We start from the raw sequence: 21,734 nt of genomic DNA, 5'->3' as shown, positions 1-21,734 counted from the left end.
CTATGCCTAGAGCCCATAGCAATGCCGCGATTCAGGGAAGCGGCCATCGCGCACCTCTTCGGCAAAACGCTCACAAGCGCCGCGAATCACCCCGCCGACATCAGCGTACTGCTTGACGAAGCGCGGCACCTGTTCACCGCCCAGACCCAGCACGTCCTCGGTCACCAGCACCTGGCCGTCACAGGCCGGTGAGGCGCCAATGCCGATGGTGGGCATTTTCGAATCCAGGGTAATTTGCCGGGCCACGCCTTCGGCCACCCCCTCGAGCAGCAGACTGAAGGCACCGGCTTCGAGGTTGGCCCGAGCGTCCTCGGCAATCATCGCACCGGCTTCGGCGGTCAGGCCCTGGGCCTTGAACCCTCCCATGACATTGACGAACTGCGGCATCAGCCCGACGTGGGCCATGACCGGAATACCGCGTGCCACCAGAAACTCGACGGTACCCGCCAGGGCCTTGTTGGCTTCCAGCTTGACGGCATCGCAACCGGTGCGCGCCAGGACCTGCGCGCAATTGCGAAAGGCCTGTTCGTTAGATTCCTGATAGCTGCCGAAAGGCATGTCGGCGATGACGCAAGACAGGCGCGTGCTGTCGACCACGGCCCGGGTGTGTCCGATGATTTCTTCGAGCTGCATACTCAGCGTCGAGGCCCGACCATAGCCGACCATAGCAGTAGAGTCACCGACCAGAATGAAATCGACGATTGGGTCTATCAACCTGGCAATAGAGCTGGAGTACGCCGTAAGGGATACGATTTTCTGTTGGCCCTTCATCGCGACCAGTTGCGGAACCGTCAATCGTTTAGTACGGGTATGAGCGCTCATAAGTGTCTTCCTGTGATGATTGAAAAACCCGGGGATGGGGCGTCTGTCACTACAACCAGTCTTTCTCCCATTCACGCCAGGTTTCATGGTCCTGGCGGATTCTGTCGGCGCTCGGGTGCACAAGGAATACGGCACCCGGCGAGCTGTTGAGGTCGATGGTCGGCGTTTTTGGGCGACCTTCGGTAAAACGAAAGCGCGCGTTGTAAAAGCTCGGCAGAGCCTCCAGGCGCTTGCGTACATCGAGTTGGGCGAAGACGCCGCTATGGCGGGCGATCAGGTTTAGTCCGCGGGCGTGCTGCTGCAAGCGATAGCGCTTGGGAAACGATGCCAGTCGGGCCGGCTCCAGATAGCTGGTGCAGGTCAGCGCGACCTGGTCGTTGCCAGTCGCCGCTTGCAGCGCCGGTGGGTTGGCCAGCCCGGAAAGACGGGCACCGGTTTCCAGCAGGCGCGGGCCGCGAGTCGTGAGGATCACTTCGGTATGGGCCGGACCGTGGGTGATGGCCAAGGCATCGAGCACGCCTTCGACGTAATCGATCAGCCCATCAAGCTCCGGCGCATCGGCGGGCAACAGGTCTTCACGGTCATAGATCTTGCGACCGTCGGCGCTCAACGTCTTGGTGCATTTCCAGACATCAGTGATCCAGTGCTCGCCCTGATGACTGACACTGTTGATAACGTACTCGTCGCCTTCCAGGTATTCCTGCAACAACAGCGCCCGGTTGCTGCGCATCATCAGGTTAGTAGCGCCGAGAATGCAGTCGATGGCCGCATGCAGTTGAGCGGCATCGTGACAGATGAACACATTATCGGAGCCCGCACTGTCCAGTGGCTTGACCACCACCGTCGATTCGCCACGAGCCTGGAACCAGGCCAGAGCCTCTGCGCTGGAGGCGGTACGCAGTTGCGCAGCCACCGGCAATCCGGCAGCAGCGACCTGTTCGGCCATCAGTGATTTGTCACGACGGGCGGCAGAGTATTCGGGATCATTACCGGGCAGGCCGAGACGGGCGGCCAGCAAATCCGCCAATTCGACACCGAATTCGCTGCCGGTCAACACCGCCGCTGGCGCCTGGGCCGCGAGCTTTTCCAGCAACGGTTCAAGGCCTTCCTCATGTACGCCGTAGTGCACGCGGAACAGTGTCTGCGGGCAACTCGCGGCAAAGGCCGGTGGCATGTCGTTGCGTGAACGCACATGCAGCAGTGGGCGATGCTCCGCCAAAGCCTGGGCCAGCAGAGCGCCGGTGGAATAGGCGTCGACCAGAATCAGCGGCGCCAAAGTGGAGTCAGTGCAAGGGTTGGTCATAACGGTTCACCGTGTAATGCAACATCTGGAACAATTCGGACGAGGTAATACCCGGTCCGATCGAAGAAAGACCGCAGCTCTGGGGCAACGGCAGGCCACCGACATTGCCCCAACGCAAGGCACCGTGGTCGTCAATGCGGGTCGTGGCGCGGCCAGGGTTGTCGGGGTGCAGGCAGTAGGGAATGTCGAGCCGCCCACGGGCGAAAGCCTGGAGTAACGCGACGCCAATATCGGTGTGCAGGTCCAGCGTGCTTTCCACCAGTTGCCGTGCCTCGAACAACACTTCCTGGCGATAGCCTTCACTGACCGGGTCGATCTCCAGTGCGTCGCCCGCGGCGGCTTCGGCCGCCATTGCCAGGGCTTCGAGGTTGTCCGCGACCGATGGAATCTGCCGGGATTCGGCAACGGTCTTGACGATCAATCGCTCGCAGCCGGCAGCCTGGGTCAGGCGCGCACTGTCATAGATCAGGCGGCGAGCACCATGACCGGTGGAGGGAAAGACCCCCATGTAGGAATACACCACGACATGCCAATGGACGCCGTCCAGATAGTCGGCAGCCAGTTCGCGCAGGGCCTGCAAAGCTCCGAAATCCTGGGCCATGGACGTGCCTTGGGCGTAGCTTAACGAGACGCTGCGAATGCCCTGCTGGCGAAAGAACAAAGCCTCGAGCAAGGTCATCGCGATCAGCATTGACGGCGGGCACAGCTGACCCAGCAAACAACCGCCGAAGCTCTCGATATGACCATGGGCAGTGGCATCGGCCAGCAACTGACAACTTTGCGCCCAAGCCTCGACTGCCCGCGCCAGCGGCAAACGGCTGTAAGGCATGCAGTAGGACACCGGGCCGCCTTCGGTGGCGTCGAGTCCGAGGGCCGCCAACCGCTTGAAAACATGCTGCGGTTGGGCGGTGCCATGGCGGACCTGGATCGGGAACGACGGGCCGTAGAGCCCATCGAGCATGCCACGCACCGCTTCCAGCGGATGGCTGATGATCGGGAAACCGTTCAGTGGGCTGTCGCTGTTCAGGCACTGCAGCGCGCTCTGGTAATCACCGACCCGGGTGTAGCTGTCCAGGGTGATGGTTCCGATGGTGGCGCAAGGCAACCCGGCCACTGCAGCCAACCCGGCGCGCATCGGCGCCAGTCCGCCGAAGCCCATGCGTGGTTGCACCACCAGTTCGCGCCGTTCCCGGGCCTGCTCGATGAAGCGCTGGAAATGACCTCCTGTCATGTCCATCACTTAGCGCCCCGACACCAGTTCAACCACGTTTTCACCCGTGGCCGGGTCGAAACGGGTTATCCGGCCCTTATGCGGATCACCGGCGCGAACCCGGGCAATCAGGCTGCTGTCGCTATCGAAATCGATCTGTTGATGGGCGTACAGACTACGTAGCGCCGGCAACGGCAAGCCGCTGACCTGGTTCAGCCACAGGCTCAGAGCGCTGTCCTGGCGACTACCGGCCAGGACGCCGTGAAGGTCCTCCAGATCTGCCAGGCGCTCAGGGTGACAGGTCGTGATGAAGCTCGACAGCTCGCGGCCACGCTCGACGAAGGGCGCGAACTGCAGACAAGTCAGTTGTATCTCGTCGAGCCCGAACGCCTCGCTGGCGAAACGGTTCGCCAGCGCCCGACGAGCGTCCTTGCCTTCGGCCCCGGCGTAGGCCGACAGTGCCAGGTCGATCAGGCGCTGGGGCATTTCCTTTTTGCGCATCAAGCCCTGGGCCAGCTCCAGGTATTCGCTGATACCGTCATGGTAGTGACGACCCTGTACGTACTGCGCCTTGAGCCCGCGAAAGTGCGCCATCAGCATGGGGTTCGCGCAGTCTGATTCGGTGAAACTGAACGCCAGTTCTTCGAAGCGGAAATCGAGAAACTCGGTAATCAACTCCCAGTGGTCTTCCACCCGGTAGCTCACCAGGTCGTAGATGCTGATGAAGTCCGGGTCGGCGCTTTCGCTGCCGCTGGCCACCCGACGTTCAGCCCGCTGTTCGTCGAAGCCCTCACCGAACAGTTCGACGAAATACACCTGGGCCACACCATCAAGGGCCTGGAGCAGGCCGCGAAATCCCTGGCGCCGACACTCGTCGACGTTCAGCCCCAAACGTTGGGCCAGGCGCATGATCCAAGTGAAGTAATGCTTCTGTTCCTTGCGCGAATCACCCGTGACCACCGCGTCGACACCGCCTTGCCACCAGGCCGCACGCCCGTAGAAGTCGGCGACCGCCAGGTTGCAACTGTTACAGAACGTCGGGCGGCCGTCGCCAGCGGTACGATGGCCGTTCATCAGCACATCGAAGCGGTTCATCGCGCGCACCTGCTCGGGGAATGGCAAGTGACGTTCGAACGGGCGAATCTGCTGGTGATCGACCACCAGCATCTCGACCCGAGGATCGTCATACAGGTGCAGGGCCCGATAGACCCGGTCGATGTTCGCCATGACCGCATCCGGGACCCCGGCGTGACGCATATTGGCAATGCGCAAGAAGAAGGTGCGGCCATGCAGTACGTTCAGGTGCAGTTGCACGGCGCGGATCAGCGATACGGTGTAGGAACTGTCCTTGCCGCCGCCATAGGCCACCATCAGCTTGTAGTCCGCGAGCCCGTCAACACCGCCAGCGGCATCGACCAACCGTTCCCCCAGGGTGGCGACGGCACGTCGGTCCACCGCACTGAGGTAGCGATTCAACTCGCCGAGCAAGGGGGCGTCGGCCATTTCAGAGGTAATGGCAATGTTCATATCGGTTCAGCCTGGAAGTGAAAGTTCTTGATCGCGTGCTGGATGTCGCTCTCGATATCCATTTCGCTCGCGTCGGTGAAAATGAAGCGACCGCTGTGCAGGGCGTCGTAGCTGCCGCCGGCTTCAAGGATCTGTCCGGGCCGGGGCAGCAGTTCTCGCCAGAGCGAGTTCAGGTGCGGGCGCAGCGTTTGCGCCTCGATTACCCGGCATGGCAGTTGTGCCGGTTTGGGGACGACCAGCCAGCCACCGCTGGGATCCGCCTGGATCGTCGGCAAGGGCACGCGCTCACCGGCCAGGCCTTTGAGCCAATGCTCATAGAGGTTCACACCGAAGACTTTGTTGATCAGATGTGGCACTTCGGCGCCGCCCACCCGGGCTCCCACTTCAAGGAACACTAGCGAGCCATCCGCCTCGACGAATATCTCCAGGTGAAAGGCGCTGTTGCGCAGGTCCAATGCCCGCAGGCAGGACTCGCTGAAGACTTCGATCCGGGTGCGCAACTCCGAAGACTGGAGGATCACTGAACCCAGCGGTTTGGCGTTGGCGAAATCCAGGCAGCTGTTGATATAGCGCGACACCACCTGGAAAGGCACCCCGGCGCTGTCATCGGTGAAACCGTCGATGTGATAAGTCTGGCCCTGGATGAAGGCCTCGACTTCATAGCGCCCCAGGTCCACTTCGCTGAGTATCACGCGCAGGGCCTGGGCGTCCTCGACCTTGGCGACGCCGATGCTGGCGGCGCCATCCACCGGTTTGACGATCACTGGATAGCCGACAACATCGGCGAACTCCAGCGCCTGTTTCACGTCATTGCAGCGAATGAACGGTGGCACCGCCAGGCCGTGTTCCTGGAGGACTTCTTTCATTCGTGCCTTGTCGCGGTAAACCGCCACCTGCTCCAGGCCGTGACCAGGAATGTTCAGGGTCTGTCGTACCCACGCCGCGATCTCCAGAGTGAACTCCGACAGCGCGATCAATTGGTCCACGGGACCGACGCGATCGATGATTTCCTGAACGCCTGCCAACAACTGAGGGTACTGATTGACGTCATCGACCTGTACCAGATGGGCGATGTGCTCCCGGGGGGCCAGTACGCCCTCGGCGCCAAGGCCGTCGACCACATAGCTGATCCGATGTCGCTGATGATCGAAGAACTCTTCGTAGCGGGTCAGTTCATTGTCCCAGCGACTTGGGTCCTGGAAACGCGGCCAGCGATTGACGATAACGATATGCATCGATTCGATCCTGTGAAAAAAAGAGGGCTGGACTCAGGTCCAGCACGGTGCCGTGCCGGTACCCAGGACGAGCGCAGGTTTCGAGCGCTCAAGGGTGTTCAGGTAGTTTTCGAAGTTCTCGATGGCGTCGGGGCCGATGAACACCTCGTTGAAACCGGCGGCCAGCAGCTCCTGGCGAACCGCCCGCGTGTGGTCTTCCGAGGTGGTCAACTTGCCACCGATGACACAATGCAGATCCGGGTGCTGTTGACGCACCTGACGAATCAGCTCCAGCCCCTGGAAATGTCCATGGCCGTTGACGCTGCTGACCACCAACAATTGCGTGCGCCGCAGCTCAAGGGTGGCGAGAACCACCTCCACCGGGGTGCAACTGCCGAGGTTCTTGACGTTGAAACCGTGCTCCGCCAACCACAGCTGCAGATAAACCAGATTCCACATGTGCGAATCCGATTCGACGGTTGCAATCAGGCAGTCTTGCGATCCTTTCATTGCGTTGCCTCCATGGCTGAGGGGGGAAAGTCCAGGGCGGTGCGAAAGCGCCGGGTGGTCAGGTTGAACAGCAAGGCGCCGGGGATGGCGAGCAGCAGCGCGAGGGCCAGGATCAATGTCTGGACTCCGTACTCATGGCCGATACTGGCGGTCAGCAGGCCGCCCAATGGGTAGGACAGCAGGTTGACCAGGTAGAACGGGCCCATCACCTTGCCCAAGTGGTCGGCGGCAATCGCCTTGATACGCTGAGTCCGATTGAACACGTTGAACAAGGCACAGCCGGCCATCGCCAGGAGAAAACTGATGGCATAGAGCGCTACACCGCTGGCCGCGCCCATACAGATCAGCCCCAGGCAGAGCAAGGCAAAACCCCATGTACCGAGGCGGTAGATCGACATCCGCGCCAACAGCCGCGGCACCAGAATGAAATTGAGCAAGCCCAGTGCACCGGCCCCGGCGTTCATCAGGCCGAACACCCCGTCGGCGGCACCGAACACGCCACTGATGACAAAGGCATTGGCACTCAGAACGCAGGCAAAGGCCAGGTTGATGGTGAAATTGAGCAGCGCCAGGGATAAGACCGGCGGATTGTTCAATAACAGACTCCAGCCCAGGACCAGATCCTTGCGGATGCTCTTCGGCGGGCTGGCCGACTGGGTATTGGGCAGGCCTTTCCAACACACACCCGCCGCGGCGAATGCCAGCGCCGCCAGCCCCAGAAGCAGGCGCTTGTCGGCGTACATCGCCAGCAGTGCCGCCAGCGCCGGGCCCAGCGCCATGGCCAGCAGCTCCATGTTCTGCACCAGGGACTGGCAGTGGGCCAGGCGTTCGGGGCCAGCGATCAGCGGTACGCTCTTTTCCACCGCCATACGCACCGGCGCCATCAGCAGCGAGAGCACGATGCCGTTGCCGATCAAGGCCCAGACCGTAAGCATTGGCGCATACCAGCAGACCCCGGCAGTCAACCCCAGGCTCACCGCTCGCGCGGTATTGGCGTGGCGAAACAGCAGACGCCCGCCGAAGCGGTCCGCCAGCAGTCCGGCAAACGGATAGGCCAGCAGTGCCGGTAGCCACTCCAGAGCGAACGCCACTCCGGAGTAACGGACATTGCCGGTGAGCTGGAAGATCATCAACGGTACTGCGAACAGCACCGTTTGTTCCGCCAACAGCGCGAACAGCAGGCCGGCACCGAAACGCCGCAGCCGGGCTGTGTCATGCATGCTGGCTTTCCAGTTCGGCCTCGAGCTTGCGCAGGCGTGGCAACACATGGCGACAGAAACCGCGCATTTCGTCACGAGTCGGCCAGCCGGAAAAGATGAACTCGCTGACCCCTACTTTCTTGTATTCCAGCAGATATTCGGCCACTTCCTGATAGCTGCCGACCACGCACAGCGCCGGGCCGCCACGGTAGGCCACGGCACCGGACCAGAGCATTGGCGACAGCCAGTCATGTTCAGCCTTGTCGGCCAGACGGAACGAAGTCTTGACGGCTTCGGAGTCGCAACGCCCGACGAACTGACGAACCCATTCGCGATGCTGCTCATCCGGGTTTTCCATCATGCTTTCAACGGCCGACAGGGCTTGCGCACGGGTTTCCCGAGCCAGCACATGCATGCGAATCCCCACCGAACAACCCGCCTCGAGCACTGCCCGGCTGGCCTCGGCGATACCCTGCGGCGTGTCGCCGTAGCGTAACCAGCAATCGCTGTGTTTCACGGCGATCTGCTGGGCGATTTCCGAAGCGCCACTCAAATAGATGTGTGGACGTTCGTTGTCCTTGAAAGGCAGTCCCAATTGCGCTTGCTCGATACGGTAATGAGCGCCGTGATGGGTCAGGGGCGTTTCGCCTTTCCAGAAACGATGCAAAATCTCGAGGAATTCGCTGGTGCGTTCATAACGTCCATCGTGGGCCACGAAGTCGCCATAAAAGGCTTGTTCATCGGGGGAAATACCGGCGACCAGGTTCAATGCAATACGCTTGTCGGACATCCACGACACGGTATTGACGATCTGCGTGAACAACGTCGGCGGCAGCAGGCCGGGGCGATACGCCAGGATGAATTTGACTCGGCTGGTCTCTCGGACCAGGGCGCCGATCATTGGCAGCGGGTCAGGCATGTGGTAGCTGATACCCATCAGCAACGAGTCGATCCCTAACTCATCGGCTTCCTGAGCGAAGTCGACAATACCGGCAAAGTCCAGGGCACCAGTGTTGTATTTCTCGGAAGCCTTTTGTTGACCGCTGTCGAGCGGTGAGCACCAGTGGATACGCAACGCGGGCATGGTTTTTCTCCAGAGCAGCGCCTGCCGCCGCCTGAAAGCGGGGCAGCGCAAAAGTGACGGTGGGTCAGAACAGGAAGCTGGTACCGACGGTGCGGTCGAACAGCGCAACATCGCGGATGCGACGTTTGCCGCAGATAAACTTCAGCAGTCGCTCGATCCCCAGCCCGCCGCCGGCGCTCGGATGAAGCAGGCCGCGCTTGGCGACTTGGAGGTAATTGGCGAAGGGCGCAAGGTCCATCGACAACTCTTCCATGCGGTAGATGATCTGTTCGTACTCGAACTCACGTTCGGCACCCGACAGGGCTTCGCCATAGCTGTCGGGATAGATCAGGTCGTAGTTGTTGTACTGGCCGCGCTTGCCGGGTGTTTCGCGATCATAGAATTCCCGGCGGTAGTTGGTGACGAAGAACGGCGTGTGGGCCTTGGCCGACATGATCTTCTCGAAGTCGTCGCCATACTCGGCGCGCAACTCGTCCGAGCTGTATATCGGAAAGTGCGTCTCGTAGTGCGGCAGCTGGCGATTGAGGTGGGCCAGCTGGGCCGAGCAGTGTTGCCTGACCTCGGCGAAGGTGTGCTTGATCAAGCCTTCGATCAGCGCCATGACCTGGTGCATGTTGCCGCCACGTATTTCGAAGTCGAACTGGGAGAATTCCAGCAAGTGGTTCTCCGAATCCTTGATCTCGGCTTTTTCCAGACGAATGTTCGGCGCCACGATAAAGATCTTGTCATGACCTCTGGCGGTCAATGCCAGCTGTTTATGGAAGATCATGCTGGCGGTCAGTTTCAGGCGCCGCGTTTCGTACTGGAGTTCAGCGGGGTAGACCGCATGGTTCAAGGGGTCAGTGATGGGCGACATGAGAATGGGCATCAGCTGCTTGAAGTCGCGCTCCAGCAAATATTGTTGCAATGCCTGCAACACGCGACCGCGGATAATCGCGATCGCTTCAACGTCCGGGTGATTAAAATCGTCGAAATTACGCTGAATTTCTTCCATGTTGCGCTCAATATCCAGGGTTAGGAAGTGCCCGATTATTGGTTAAACACGCAAAAACTCAATGTACAGATTTGCCCTAAAAAGCAACCCAGATGCATTGTCTGGTTGTCCCGCCCGGTAATTGGATGGACCATTACCGGCTATGTACCTGATGGCTTCATTCGAACGACACTGCCTGTTCAAGGGCGTGGTTTCGAATGCTGTTTCAGTCGCGAGTTTTCATGAGTTCCTGTTTAGAGTCCCTTTATGACGGCCCACATTGATCCACAACCCGGTCGCTTTTCCCGGTCTGACTACAAGACCCTGGGCCTGGCGGCGCTGGGTGGTGCGCTGGAAATCTACGACTTCATCATCTTTGTGTTCTTCGCCCTGACCCTCAGCCAGTTGTTCTTTCCGCCAGAGATGCCTGAGTGGCTGCGCTTGCTGCAAAGTTTCGGAATTTTCGTCACCGGCTATCTGGCCCGTCCGCTGGGCGGCATCCTGATGGCGCATTTCGCAGACCGGGTGGGGCGCAAGCGGGTGTTCAGCCTGAGCATCCTGATGATGGCTTTGCCCTGCCTGTTGATCGGAATCATGCCGACCTACGAACAGATCGGTTACTGGGCGCCCTTGACGCTGCTTCTGTTGCGGGTGCTGCAAGGCGCCGCTGTGGGCGGCGAAGTGCCTAGCGCCTGGGTGTTCGTGGCCGAGCATGCACCGGTCAGGCGTCGTGGCTATGCCCTGGGTGTGCTGCAGGCCGGATTAACATTTGGCTATCTGCTGGGGGCACTGACCGCAACCCTCCTGGCGCGGCTCTATAGCCCCGCCGAGATACTCGACTTCGCCTGGCGCCTCCCCTTCCTGCTGGGTGGTGTATTCGGGGTGATCGGGGTCTGGCTGCGGCGCTGGCTGAGTGAAACCCCGGTATTCATGGCCTTGCAGGCGCGACGTGAGTTGGATGCGGAGTTTCCATTACGGACAGTATTGCGCGATCACCGCAAATCCATCCTGCCGGCGATGCTTTTGACCTGTGTGTTGACATCGGCGGTGGTGGTGCTGGTGGTGATCACCCCGACTGTCATGCAGAAGAGCTTCGGCATGAGCGCCAGCCATACGTTCGCGCTGAGCAGCCTGGGCATAGTGTTCCTGAATATCGGCTGTGTACTGGCTGGATTACTGGTGGACCGGATCGGCGCCTGGCGCGCGGTGCTGGTTTATAGCCTGCTGCTGCCGGTGGGGACCGCGGTGCTTTACGCCAGCCTGATCAGTGGCGGCTACTGGATCAGCGTGGCCTATGCGCTGGCCGGCCTGACCTGCGGCGTAGTGGGTGCGGTGCCCTCGGTAATGGTGGGGTTGTTTCCGACCCGGATCCGGGTGTCCGGTATCTCCTTTACCTACAATATTGCCTACGCACTCTGGGCCAGTACCACACCGCTTCTGCTGATCGGACTGATGCCGTGGAGCCCTTGGGTCTGCGTAGGCTATTGCGTGGTCATGGGGGCCGTCGGGGCACTCATGGCGTTGTTCTTCGGCTTTCGCTCCTCGTCGGTGGCTGACGTTTCGGTGGTTCCAGGCGCCTGAGCCTGACCTTTTCGCGCCGCCGGTCGCGGCGCTTGCCCCTGAATACCAAAGGACGGCAATTGGCATGAGCTGCGTCAACGATTTGCATGATCTATCGGCGGTGCAACTGTTGGTGTTGTTCGCCAGCAAGCAACTGTCACCGCTGGAATACTACGACCATTTGCTGGCCCACATCGAGCGCTGGGAACCCCATCTTAATGCCTTGTACGCCTTTGACCCGCAACGGGTCCGGGAACAGGCGGCTGCCGCCAGCGAGCGCTGGAGCCGGGGCCAACCCCGTGGTCTGCTCGATGGTTTACCCGTGACACTCAAGGAGTTGATAGCGACGCAAGGCGACTGCATTCCCCTGGGCTGCGCCGCGACCGAGCTGATCCCGGCCACAGCCGACGCACCACCGGCGGCGCGGATGCGTGAGGCCGGAGCGATAGTCCTGGGCAAGACAACGGTTCCGGACTACGGGATGTTGTCGTCGGGGCTGTCGAGTTTCCACGGCGTGACACGTAATCCCTGGAACCTGGCGAACAATCCCGGAGGCTCCAGTGCCGGCGCGGCGGCGGCGGCAGCGGCCGGCTATGGGCCGCTGCATGTCGGCACCGACATCGGCGGGTCGGTCCGTTTGCCCGCAGCCTGGTGCGCCCTGGTGGGATTCAAGCCGACACTCGGGCGCATCCCCATCGACCCCTATTACACCGGCCGTTGTGCCGGCCCCATGACCCGCAGCATGGATGACTGTGCGCTGATGATGCGCTACCTGTCCCGCCCCGATGCGCGGGATGCCACCAGCCTGCTACCGGAACAAGGCGATTGGGCCCTGGGACAGTTGTCGGTCCAAGGGCTGAAAATCGGTCTGATGCTCGATCCCGGCTGTGGCATTCAACCAGACGAACAGGTGTGCTCGGCGGTTCGGGAAGCGGCTCGCCTATTCGAAAGCAGGGGCGCCCAGGTACGTCAGATCAAGCCACTGATGGACCGCGCCGTGCTCCAGGGCCTGGATCAATTCTGGCAGGCGCGACAGTGGAGTCAGTTGCAGGCCCTGAGCCCCGAGCGGTTCGATCAGGTCTTGCCCTACATTCGCGACTGGGCGGCAGCGGCCGAGAACCTGAGCGCCGTGCAGGCGGTTGAGGGGTTCAACCAGACGTTCGAAATCCGGCGCCGGGCAGCCGAGGTCTTTCATAATGTCGACCTGGTGTTGTCGCCGACCAACCAGGTCAGTGCCTTTGCGGCTGAATGGGCCTCGCCCACCAATGACCCGCGCCTGCCGTTCGAGCACATCGTCTTCACTGTGCCGTGGAACATGGGCGAGCAGCCAGCCCTGTCAATCAACTGCGGCTTTACCGACCAAGGCATGCCGATCGGCCTGCAGATGATCGCTCCGCGCTTCGCAGACCAGTGGTTGCTTCGGCTCGGCAAGACCTATGAAAACTGGCGCGGCACGATTCGCCACTGGCCCAGCCCGCCGTCTCGCCTGTGGGAGCGTGGCTTGCCCGCGAAGAACGATAACGCGTAATCGCTGAAACACCGCGGTGCATTCTTCGCGGGCAAGCCTCGCTCCCACAGGATTTTTGTCGCTCAAATTTCTTCACTGACAGCATTAGCGACGTGCGCCTGATTTGTTCCTCTAGAGACTTATCGAAATGGATTTTCGTGTACTTCTGATGGCCGGCATTGCCGTCGGCAGCCCTTTGATTGTAACGGCGGATGAAACGCCGACCACTCAAGCCCAGGCCCCGGGTTTTGTCGACGGCAGCCATTTGGGGCTGAACTTGCGCCATTACTATGCCAACCAACACACCCGACGTTCTACCTACCTGGGGATCAAGAAAGAAGATGGCCTGGAGCGGACCCGCATCCGTGAAACCTGGGTGCAAACCGCGATGCTCAACTACAGCTCCGGATATACCCAAGGGGCGGTCGGCTTCGGGCTGGACGCTTCATTGTTCAGCGCCATCAACCTGGAGCGCGGACATGGGCGTGTCGCCAATGGTGGCGATCGGGTGCTGGTGGACAGCGATGGCGATGCGCTACCGACCTGGAGCCGTTTGGGTGTCGGTGATCTGCGGCTGCGTTTTTCCAGCACAGAAATCAAAGCCGGTCGCTTGCTCACCGACAACCCGATTCTGCGTTACAAGGACAATCGCGCCCTGCCCTCAAGCTTTCAGGGCGTAGGCCTGTTCAGCAACGAACTCGATTGGCTGTCATTGCAGGCCGGCAGCTTCGAACGGGCGATTCCACGTACCGGTACCGGCAGCGAAAAACTCACCACCACCTTCGGTAACCGGGCGTATTCGGGGTCGCGTATTTCCTACCTCGGAGGAATGGCCAAAACCCCTTACGGTCTGGACGTCAGCCTCTACACCTCACGCTTCGAGGACATGTGGCAGCAGACCTATCTGGGATTGACCCAGTTGATCGGGGATCGGCGCGAGATTGCGCTCAAGACTGCACTGAATTACTACCACACCGAGGATCAGGGCGAGCAGCGCCTGGGCTACATCGACAATGACGCCTTCAGCCTGGCGTTCACCGCATCGCACCGGGCCCACAGCCTGACTCTGGCCTGGCAGCAGGTGTTTGGCGACGAGTATTTCGATTACGTCTGGGAGTCCACGGGCAATTACATGGCCAACTCGTTGTACTCGGACTACAACGGCCCGAACGAGAAGTCCTGGCAACTGCGCTACGACCTGGATCTGGCGTCTTTAGGGGTACCGGGCCTGACGACCAGTCTGTGGCACGCAAAAGGCTGGGACATCGACGGCACCCATTACAGCGGCGACCGTAACGGGCGCAATACCGGTTACAACGTGCGGGGTCTGGACAATGCCAAACACGACGAAAACGGTTTAATGGTGGCGTACGTGGTGCAATCCGGAGCACTGAAAAACGCGGTGTTTCGCACCATTGTCTACAACCATCGGGCCACGGGCGGGCAGATCGACGGTAGCTACGACGAGGTCCGCCTGGTGGCGAATCTGCCGATGTGGATTTTTTGAGGCGGGCTTTTTGGGCCGAACAGAATCATCGGCCCCACTTGCGAAACACTGTGGAAGCTTAGCGAGCTCGCCGGTCCCCACAGTGGAGGGATGTTGGTTCAGACTTTTTTGGTTCTTGGCAGAAAGATCGCCAACACCCCAAACAGCGGCAAGAACGAACACAGGAAGTACACATACTCGATGCCGCGAATATCCGCCAGATGCCCGAGTAGCGCCGCACCAATTCCGCCAAAGCCAAACATCAGGCCGAAGAACACTCCGGCAATCATCCCGACATTTCCCGGCACCAGTTCTTGCGCATACACCACGATGGCGGAGAACGCCGAGGCCAGAATGAAACCGATCACCACACTCAACACACTGGTCCAGAACAGGTCCACATGGGGCAGCAGTAGCGTGAACGGCGCCACACCGAGGATCGAGAACCAGATCACTGCCTTGCGCCCGATCCTGTCGCCGATCGGCCCGCCGAAGAAGGTCCCCGCCGCTACCGCACCGAGAAACAGGAACAGATGCAGCTGCGAACTGGCCACCGACAGGTCAAATTTCTCGATCAGGTAGAACGTGAAGTAACTGGTGAGACTGGCCATGTAGAAATACTTGGAGAACACCAGCAACCCCAGTACCACCAACGCACTGATCACCCGGCCTTTTGATAAACCGTGCGTCGCTGCCTGACCTTGTTTGAGTTTGAACAGGTTCAAGTGATTGGCGTACCAGCGGCTGATCCGGTACAGCACGAACAACGCAAACAGCGCGAACACGCCGAACCAGGCCACATTGCCCTGACCGTACGGAATGATGATTGCCGCCGCCAACAACGGCCCGAAGGCCGAGCCCGCATTACCGCCGACCTGAAACGTCGATTGCGCCAGGCCGAAGCGCCCGCCCGAGGCCAGTCGCGCGACGCGTGAAGCTTCCGGGTGAAAAGTCGACGAGCCGATGCCGATCAACCCTGCTGCCAGCAAAATCATCGGAAAGCTACCGACCACCGACATCATCAGAATGCCGATCAATGTGCAGACAGTGCCGGCCGGCAACAGCCAGGGCTTGGGATGGCGATCCGTGTGGTAACCCACCCACGGCTGCAACAACGAGGCCGTCAATTGAAAGGTCAGGGTAATCAGGCCGACTTGGGTGAAGGTCAGGCCATAGTTGGCCTTGAGCATCGGATAGATCGACGGCAGCACCGCCTGAATCAGGTCGTTGATCAAGTGCGCCAGCGCCACCGCGCCGATGATGCGCATGACCAGCGGACTGCTTTGTGAAGGAGCGGGCGTCGATGTCGCGGCGGACTGAGCGTTGCTGATGGCCATGAGAGTTTCCGTACTGCGGATGGGTGCGCACAGGCAGGTCGGTCAATGTGCCATTTTTCGGTGCAGTCGCGCCATCCCCTTAGCTTGCTAACGACCTCAAAAAAGGTGATAGCGCAAAGCCATGGTCTGAATCTTGCCTTGCTTATCCGCTTCAACGCGGCCCCTTACAAAGGGGACCGAGAATGGGAAGTTTCGCTACAGAGTCGGCCTACAGAGCGGACCAAGGTGAACTTTCGAGGCCTTTTAGAAGGACATCAGTCGCGGTCGCCATGGCCTCGACGCACGCCAATGGTGCGTGGTGTCCAGAGGAGTCATGGGGCATGCAGGCTTTTTTATCACCGGGGATCGGGCTGCTGGGGCGTTTCGGCTTCGCGCGCAAATTTCAGCTGCTGTTTCTGCTGTTTATCCTGCCGCTGGCAGGCAGCTTGTGGATGATCGGCCAGGACTATCGTGACAAGTTGAGCCTGATCGCCGGCGAACGCGCCGGAGTCCGGCAATTGATTGCCCTGGATGCGCTCGACAACTTGCTCGCCGCCCAGCGTGACCGCGCCGCGCGCTGGCGCGCCACCGAAACCAATCGCCAGCCGACGCCAGCAACCATCGCGGCGATGGCAGCGTTCGACACGGTTCAGCCGGCCGTGGCCCAAGCAATCACAGACTTGGGCAATGCCTTGAAAACCGAAGGCGCCGAGGGCGAGACCCTCACCCGCTATCAAGCCCTGCAAAGCGCCCTCACCGGCCTGGATTCGAAAAGCCTGAGCAGCGTTGGATGGTGGCCGGACGGCTATGATCGCTTCACCAATGCCTTGAGCGCCCTGCAAGCCTTGCGCGAACAAATCGCCATGGACAATCGCCTGACCCTCGCGCCATGGCTGGAAACTTATCTGCTGACGCAGATTTCCACTCAACACGCACCGGACCTGATCGAACGGGTCGGTCGCCTCGCCGCGGTTGGTCAAGCTTCGGTGGTGTCCGGGCAGTTCACTCTGCAAAGCCGCCTGCAATTGCGCGACTTGCGCAGCCGCATCGGCGATGCTCGGGAACAGCTGGTGAAAACTGGTAGCCTGCTGGAAGCCCGCTTGCCCAGCGCCCTGCAAACCTGGGCCGGGCAGTACCATGACAGCCTCAAGCAGCTGGATACCGGTTTGAAAGTGCTGGACGACGGCGTCTTCGGTGGCAGCATCAACCTCAAGCCCGAAGACTTCGAACGCAGTCTCGACGCCCTCCTCGGTAACCTTGCCTCGTTGCGCCAGCAATCGCTGGTTTCTCTGGATCAACGGCTGGATTATTACCACAGTTCGGCCATCCGCCAGTTCATCCTGGTGGCGACGATTTTTGGCTGCCTGCTATTAGCCGCGCTGTACCTGTTCATCTGTTTACAGGCCTCGATCCGTCGCAGCGCCAGCGGCATCACACTGCTGGCCGAAGCTCTGCGCGACGGCAACCTGAGCCTGCAAGTACCGGTTCAGGGGCGCGACGAACTGGCGGCGATCAGCACCTCGCTTAACGTCGCCGTGGTGCAACTGCGCAACAGTTTGCTGGGAGTCGATCACGAAACCCTGCAGTTGAGCAACGCGGTGCGCACCCTCAACGATCACTCCAGCGGTGCCCTTGGCGAAGTCGAAGCCCAGCAGTTGCAGATCAGCCAGATCGCCGCCGCGGCCACGCAATTGGCCGCGACCTCCCAAGGGGTCGCCCAGAGTTGCGAACAGGCGTCTGGCAGCGCTCAGCACACCCAGCGCATCGCCGCCGATAGCAGCCGTGACAGCCAGCGTACGACAGCGAGTATTCAGCAACTCAATCAGCGGTTGAATGACACGGCGGCGGCACTGGGTCGGGTCAGCGAGCAAGGGCAGCAGATTCAATTGGTGGTCGATACCATTCGCGGCGTGGCCGAGCAGACCAACCTGCTGGCCCTCAACGCCGCCATCGAGGCCGCACGGGCTGGCGAGCAAGGTCGCGGCTTTGCGGTGGTGGCCGATGAAGTGCGCAGCCTGTCGCAACGCACCCAGTCCTCCACCGCGCAGATCGCCGGCACCGTCGACAGCCTGCGCAGCACCGTGAACGAAGCGGTAAGCCTGATGGAAGCCGCCTGCGGCCAGGCGCAATCGGATGCGCAAGCCGTCACCGGTCTCGGCGAACGCCTGGGGGAAATCGCCAGCGCGGTGCAAAGCGTCACAGACACCCTGGCGCAAATCGCCACCGCCGTCGAAGAGCAAGCGAGTACCGCCGATGAAGTCAGCGGCAACATCCAGCAAGTCGATCAGGCGGCGGTACGCTTGCTCGAAGGCGCGCGGGCGGTGAACCTCGCCGCGGACACCTTGAGCCAGGGCAGCAAGGCCTTGAGTGCGAATACCGGGAGATTTCAGCTCGGTTGATGCCCTCCGCTGACCCGATTTTTCGGGTCAGCGGGATAAGCGGTTGAAAGCGTGGAGAAATATTTTAGATTTACGCTTGACGCATCGTCGTTCCAGGTGAATAATGCGCGCCACTTGGCTACATAGCTCAGTTGGTTAGAGCATAGCATTCATAATGCTGGGGTCCGGGGTTCAAGTCCCTGTGTAGCCACCAAGTACTAAAAACGGCTTACCGAAAGGTAGGCCGTTTTTTTATGCCTCGAGAAAAGTGGCGGGCGAACCCTGATTTGCGTAGCACTCCTTCGGCCGATAAAGTCCCTGGACCTTTTATCCCATGGACGGAGTGCCTCGCGTGTTCTCAGCCTTCCACTTGAACCGCTATCGCCTGTCAGCCTTTTCGCTGATCGCCACCGCTTTAACCCTCGCCGCGTGTAACGCCCCGCCCTCTTCGCCTTCGGTCTCGACCTTGCCGGCCGCGCCGGAAATCACCTCCGGTTATCGCACTGACCTGCAGACGCAGCACGCCTCCAGACACATGGCCGCGGCCGCCAACCCGTTGGCGGCCGAAGCCGGGCGGGAGATGCTACGCGAGGGTGGCTCGGCGATTGATGCGGCCATTGCCATGCAAGCGGTGTTGACGCTGGTCGAGCCGCAATCGTCGGGCATCGGCGGTGGCGCGTTGATTGTGCTGTGGGATGGCAAGGCCGTGCGCACCTACGACGGTCGCGAAACCGCACCGGCTGGTGCCACCGAGAAACTGTTCCTGCAAGCCGACGGCAAACCGATGCCTTTCACTCAGGCGCAGATCGGCGGGCGCTCGGTGGGTACGCCGGGTGTGTTGCGGGCGTTGGAGCTGGCCCATCAAAAGCACGGTCGGCTGCCGTGGGCGAGGTTGTTCGAGCCCGCGATCAAACTCGCCGAGCAAGGTTTCGCCATCTCGCCACGACTGCATCAGTTGATCGCGGCCGACGCGTTTATCCAGCGCTCACCGGACATGGCCGCCTACTTTCTGACTGCCGATGGTCACCCGAAAGCCGTCGGTACACAGCTGAAAAACCCGGCACTCGCCGCAGTGTTCAAGCGCATCGCCAAGGAAGGTCCCGACGCGCTGTACACAGGCACCATCGCAAAAGAGATCGTCGCCAAGGTTCAGGGCCATACCAACCCCGGCAGCCTGTCGCTGAGCGATCTCCAGGGCTACAAGGCCAAGGAACGCGCGCCGCTGTGCACCGACTATAAACGCTGGCAAGTGTGCGGCATGCCGCCGCCGTCATCGGGCGGAATCGCCGTGGCACAAATCCTAGGCACCTTGCAGGCCCTGGAAACCCGCGACCCACGCTTTGCCCTGGCACCACTCAAACCGGTCAAGACCAGCAAACCAGCGGGCATAGAGCCAGCCCCTGAAGCCGTGCACCTGATCGCCGAAGCCGAACGCCTGGCTTATGCCGATCGTGCGCAATACGTTGCCGACACCGACTTCGTACCCGTGCCGGTCAAAGGGCTGGTCGACCCGACTTATCTGGCGACCCGCGCAACCTTGATTGGCGAGCGCAGCATGGGCCAGGCCAAACCCGGCACCCCGCCGGGCATTCAGGTCGCCTACGCGCCGGACCGCTCGCCGCTGCGCATCTCCACCTCGCAGGTGGTGGCAGTCGATGACGAGGGCGATGCCGTGTCCATGACCACCACCGTGGAGGCGGCATTCGGCTCACACTTGATGGTCCAGGGTTTTCTGCTCAACAACCAGATGACCGACTTTTCGTTCATCCCCGAAGAGCAAGGGCAAAAAGTCGCCAACCGCGTCGAACCCGGCAAACGCCCGCGCTCGTCCATGGCACCAACCCTGATCTTCGACCGCCAGAGCGGCGAGTTCCTGGCCACCGTCGGCTCCCCTGGCGGCTCGCAGATCATCGAGTACGTGGCCAAATCCACCATTGGCCTGCTCGACTGGAACCTCGACCCACAGGCCGCCATCAACCTGCCCAATTTCGGCAGCCGCAACGGCCCGACCGAACTGGAACAGGGTCAGTTCAGCCCGGCACTGATTCAGGCACTGAAGGACAAAGGGCACAGCGTGGGCGAGATCGACATGACTAGCGGGACTCAGGCGATTGTTCGAGTCAAGGATGCGCAGGGGAAAGCCGCGTTGGCCGGCGGGGCCGATCCACGGCGTGAGGGGGAAGCGTTGGGGGATTGAGTCTTACGCAGGAATGAGGAAAGGCTTACCGGGAGGTAGGCCTTTTTGAGGACTACCCGCGCCGGATAGATAGCATCAAGTCGATAATTGGTTGGCAAACTGCCCGACTGCGTTCACCACTTTCTGCGCACCGTCCTGGATCTCGACGATCACCGTGCCCGCCTCCGCCGCCAGCGCCAGACCTTGTTCAGCCTGGAGCTTGCCGTCAGTCATGAGCGCCACGGCGTTGCGCGCCATGTCCTGGTTCTGACGCACGACGCCGACAATTTCATCGGTCGCCTGACTGGTGCGCGAGGCTAATTGCCGGACTTCGTCCGCCACCACGGCAAACCCACGTCCCTGTTCACCGGCACGAGCCGCTTCGATGGCCGCGTTGAGCGCCAGCAGGTTGGTCTGCTCGGCGATGCCGCTGATGGTTTTGACGATGGTGCCGATCACCAGCGATTGCTCGTTCAGTGCTTCGATACCTTCGCCAGCGGTTTGCATGTGTTTGGCCAGGTCACGCATCACGTCTACAGCTTGGGTCACCACGGCAGTTCCGCGCTGTGCACTCTGGTCGGTTTGTTGAGAAGTGCTGTAGGCAATGTTGGCCGCCTCGGCGACAGCCTGCTCCTGATTGACCTGATCGGTAACCACCGTGGCGAACTTCACCACTTTGTAGAGCTTGTTGTTGGCGTCGAGCACCGGGTTGTAGGAAGCCTCCAGCCAGACCACGCGACCGTGGCTGTCGATGCGTTTGAAACGATCAGCGACGAACTCGCCAGCGTTCAGACGGCGCCAGAAGTTCTGATACTCAGCGCTGTTGTATTCCTCTGGCTCACAGAAGATGCGGTGATGTTTACCTTGGATCTGCGCCAGGCTGTAACCCATGCCACTGAGGAAACGCTCGTTGGCCATCAGCACGTTGCCATTGAGGTCGAACTCGATCACTGCCGTCGAACGCACCAGCGCGCCAATCAGGTTTTCATGCTCACGGGACGCCTCGATGGTACGGGTCAGGTCGCTGGAGTAAATCGAGAAGTTCTTGATACGGCCGTCCGAGGAGCGCACCGGCTGCATGATCGAACGCAACCAGGCTTCGGCACCGTTGCCGCGTAGCAAACGGACCGCGCCGGCAAAGTGCTCGCCACGGGTCAGCGCGGCCTTGAAACGGTTATGGAATTCATCCGATTTCACATGGACCGGAACAAGGTCTTCGATGTGCCGGCCGATCAGATCATTGCTTTTGTAGAGCATCTCACTGACGAAGTTTTGGTTGACCGATTGAATTCGCCCATCGGAGTCAAGAGTCAGGACCAGCATCTCGCTTTCCAGACTCTCCTTGACTTGCAGAAGGCTGGAGAGTTCTTCGCGAAGAGCCGACAGCTCCTGCTTCAAGCGTTTATTGAACATGGGAAGCACCGATGGACAGAGATAAAAAACGGCTTACAGCCTAGCCATCGGCTTTG

15 protein-coding genes, 1 tRNA gene and 2 pseudogenes are annotated in these 21,734 nt (G+C 60.8%); 6 read left to right on the top strand and 12 right to left on the bottom strand.

The window, feature by feature from the left end; translation table 11 throughout:
* Window positions 1-6: 6 nt before the first annotated feature.
* The 9 genes from panB to PGR6_RS04125 all read right to left on the bottom strand — a co-directional run bounded on the left by panB (window position 7) and on the right by PGR6_RS04125 (window position 9,863).
* On the bottom strand, window positions 7-822 hold the full coding sequence (panB, locus tag PGR6_RS04165) for a 3-methyl-2-oxobutanoate hydroxymethyltransferase (protein WP_064616176.1): 816 nt from the start codon (window positions 820-822) through the stop codon (window positions 7-9).
* A 49-nt stretch (window positions 823-871) separates the two neighbouring features.
* Window positions 872-2,125: an ATP-grasp domain-containing protein gene (locus tag PGR6_RS04160; protein WP_018929557.1), complete on the bottom strand. Its 1,254-nt coding sequence runs from the start codon at window positions 2,123-2,125 to the stop codon at window positions 872-874.
* A complete protein-coding gene (locus tag PGR6_RS04155; protein ID WP_082920821.1) occupies window positions 2,106-3,362 on the bottom strand; it encodes a methylaspartate mutase in 1,257 nt (418 codons plus the stop codon). The genes PGR6_RS04160 and PGR6_RS04155 overlap by 20 nt, the downstream gene beginning before the upstream one ends.
* 3 nt (window positions 3,363-3,365) lie before the next feature.
* Complete coding sequence (locus PGR6_RS04150; RefSeq protein WP_064616175.1) at window positions 3,366-4,862, bottom strand: hypothetical protein; 1,497 nt, start codon at window positions 4,860-4,862, stop codon at window positions 3,366-3,368.
* Window positions 4,859-6,097: an ATP-grasp domain-containing protein gene (locus PGR6_RS04145; RefSeq protein WP_064616174.1), complete on the bottom strand. Its 1,239-nt coding sequence runs from the start codon at window positions 6,095-6,097 to the stop codon at window positions 4,859-4,861. The genes PGR6_RS04150 and PGR6_RS04145 overlap by 4 nt, the downstream gene beginning before the upstream one ends.
* 33 nt (window positions 6,098-6,130) lie before the next feature.
* On the bottom strand, window positions 6,131-6,586 hold the full coding sequence (locus tag PGR6_RS04140) for a cobalamin B12-binding domain-containing protein (protein ID WP_018929553.1): 456 nt from the start codon (window positions 6,584-6,586) through the stop codon (window positions 6,131-6,133).
* Complete coding sequence (locus PGR6_RS04135; protein WP_064616173.1) at window positions 6,583-7,806, bottom strand: MFS transporter; 1,224 nt, start codon at window positions 7,804-7,806, stop codon at window positions 6,583-6,585. The genes PGR6_RS04140 and PGR6_RS04135 overlap by 4 nt, the downstream gene beginning before the upstream one ends.
* A complete protein-coding gene (locus PGR6_RS04130; RefSeq protein WP_018929551.1) occupies window positions 7,799-8,869 on the bottom strand; it encodes an LLM class flavin-dependent oxidoreductase in 1,071 nt (356 codons plus the stop codon). Before PGR6_RS04130 ends, PGR6_RS04135 begins: the two co-directional genes overlap by 8 nt.
* 64 nt (window positions 8,870-8,933) lie before the next feature.
* Window positions 8,934-9,863: an asparagine synthetase A gene (locus tag PGR6_RS04125; protein ID WP_018929550.1), complete on the bottom strand. Its 930-nt coding sequence runs from the start codon at window positions 9,861-9,863 to the stop codon at window positions 8,934-8,936.
* Window positions 9,864-10,109: 246 nt separating this feature from the next.
* Here PGR6_RS04125 and PGR6_RS04120 point away from each other — a divergent pair, with 246 nt between their 5' ends.
* The 3 genes from PGR6_RS04120 to PGR6_RS04110 all read left to right on the top strand — a co-directional run bounded on the left by PGR6_RS04120 (window position 10,110) and on the right by PGR6_RS04110 (window position 14,416).
* Window positions 10,110-11,423: an MFS transporter gene (locus tag PGR6_RS04120; RefSeq protein ID WP_064616172.1), complete on the top strand. Its 1,314-nt coding sequence runs from the start codon at window positions 10,110-10,112 to the stop codon at window positions 11,421-11,423.
* A gap of 64 nt (window positions 11,424-11,487) precedes the next feature.
* Window positions 11,488-12,930: an amidase gene (locus tag PGR6_RS04115; RefSeq protein WP_064616171.1), complete on the top strand. Its 1,443-nt coding sequence runs from the start codon at window positions 11,488-11,490 to the stop codon at window positions 12,928-12,930.
* 148 nt (window positions 12,931-13,078) lie between these two features.
* On the top strand, window positions 13,079-14,416 hold the full coding sequence (locus tag PGR6_RS04110) for an OprD family outer membrane porin (protein ID WP_372240861.1): 1,338 nt from the start codon (window positions 13,079-13,081) through the stop codon (window positions 14,414-14,416).
* 98 nt (window positions 14,417-14,514) lie between these two features.
* On the opposite strand, the gene PGR6_RS04105 is transcribed toward PGR6_RS04110, so the two are convergent.
* Entirely contained in the window at window positions 14,515-15,732 is a 1,218-nt protein-coding gene (locus tag PGR6_RS04105; RefSeq protein ID WP_064616169.1) for an MFS transporter, read from the bottom strand.
* A 320-nt stretch (window positions 15,733-16,052) separates the two neighbouring features.
* Here PGR6_RS04105 and PGR6_RS04100 point away from each other — a divergent pair, with 320 nt between their 5' ends.
* The 3 genes from PGR6_RS04100 to ggt all read left to right on the top strand — a co-directional run bounded on the left by PGR6_RS04100 (window position 16,053) and on the right by ggt (window position 20,286).
* A complete protein-coding gene (locus tag PGR6_RS04100) occupies window positions 16,053-18,110 on the top strand; it encodes a methyl-accepting chemotaxis protein (protein ID WP_064616168.1) in 2,058 nt (685 codons plus the stop codon).
* Between the two features lie 116 nt (window positions 18,111-18,226).
* Window positions 18,227-18,303, top strand: a tRNA-Met gene (locus PGR6_RS04095).
* A 138-nt stretch (window positions 18,304-18,441) separates the two neighbouring features.
* Window positions 18,442-20,286, top strand: a complete 1,845-nt coding sequence (gene ggt / locus PGR6_RS04090; RefSeq protein ID WP_064621195.1) for a gamma-glutamyltransferase — start codon at window positions 18,442-18,444, stop codon at window positions 20,284-20,286.
* A gap of 75 nt (window positions 20,287-20,361) precedes the next feature.
* On the opposite strand, the pseudogene PGR6_RS30675 reads toward ggt, so the two are convergent.
* Together PGR6_RS30675 and PGR6_RS30670 are read right to left on the bottom strand one after the other, a co-directional pair.
* A pseudogene (locus PGR6_RS30675) lies at window positions 20,362-20,799 on the bottom strand (methyl-accepting chemotaxis protein); the annotation flags it as partial.
* A 102-nt stretch (window positions 20,800-20,901) separates the two neighbouring features.
* A pseudogene (locus tag PGR6_RS30670) lies at window positions 20,902-21,588 on the bottom strand (PAS domain-containing protein); the annotation flags it as partial.
* Between the last annotated feature and the right edge of the window lie 146 nt (window positions 21,589-21,734).

This window comes from Pseudomonas sp. GR 6-02 (genome assembly GCF_001655615.1).
In the GTDB taxonomy this organism is placed as follows: Bacteria; Pseudomonadota; Gammaproteobacteria; order Pseudomonadales; family Pseudomonadaceae; genus Aquipseudomonas.
This window is presented reverse-complemented; position numbering and strand designations above follow the sequence as displayed.

Bases quoted from the DNA above. Each gene is read 5' to 3' on its own strand.
- PGR6_RS04145 (WP_064616174.1), bottom strand. From the start codon at position 6,097: ATGCATATCGTTATCGTCAATCGCTGGCCGCGTTTCCAGGACCCAAGT.
- PGR6_RS04140 (WP_018929553.1), bottom strand. From the start codon at position 6,586: ATGAAAGGATCGCAAGACTGCCTGATTGCAACCGTCGAATCGGATTCG.
- PGR6_RS04155 (WP_082920821.1), bottom strand. From the start codon at position 3,362: ATGGACATGACAGGAGGTCATTTCCAGCGCTTCATCGAGCAGGCCCGG.
- PGR6_RS04100 (WP_064616168.1), top strand. From the start codon at position 16,053: ATGCAGGCTTTTTTATCACCGGGGATCGGGCTGCTGGGGCGTTTCGGC.
- PGR6_RS04135 (WP_064616173.1), bottom strand. From the start codon at position 7,806: ATGCATGACACAGCCCGGCTGCGGCGTTTCGGTGCCGGCCTGCTGTTC.
- PGR6_RS04150 (WP_064616175.1), bottom strand. From the start codon at position 4,862: ATGAACATTGCCATTACCTCTGAAATGGCCGACGCCCCCTTGCTCGGC.
- PGR6_RS04115 (WP_064616171.1), top strand. From the start codon at position 11,488: ATGAGCTGCGTCAACGATTTGCATGATCTATCGGCGGTGCAACTGTTG.
- panB (WP_064616176.1), bottom strand. From the start codon at position 822: ATGAGCGCTCATACCCGTACTAAACGATTGACGGTTCCGCAACTGGTC.
- PGR6_RS04110 (WP_372240861.1), top strand. From the start codon at position 13,079: ATGGCCGGCATTGCCGTCGGCAGCCCTTTGATTGTAACGGCGGATGAA.
- PGR6_RS04120 (WP_064616172.1), top strand. From the start codon at position 10,110: ATGACGGCCCACATTGATCCACAACCCGGTCGCTTTTCCCGGTCTGAC.
- PGR6_RS04130 (WP_018929551.1), bottom strand. From the start codon at position 8,869: ATGCCCGCGTTGCGTATCCACTGGTGCTCACCGCTCGACAGCGGTCAA.
- PGR6_RS04105 (WP_064616169.1), bottom strand. From the start codon at position 15,732: ATGGCCATCAGCAACGCTCAGTCCGCCGCGACATCGACGCCCGCTCCT.
- PGR6_RS04125 (WP_018929550.1), bottom strand. From the start codon at position 9,863: ATGGAAGAAATTCAGCGTAATTTCGACGATTTTAATCACCCGGACGTT.
- PGR6_RS04160 (WP_018929557.1), bottom strand. From the start codon at position 2,125: ATGACCAACCCTTGCACTGACTCCACTTTGGCGCCGCTGATTCTGGTC.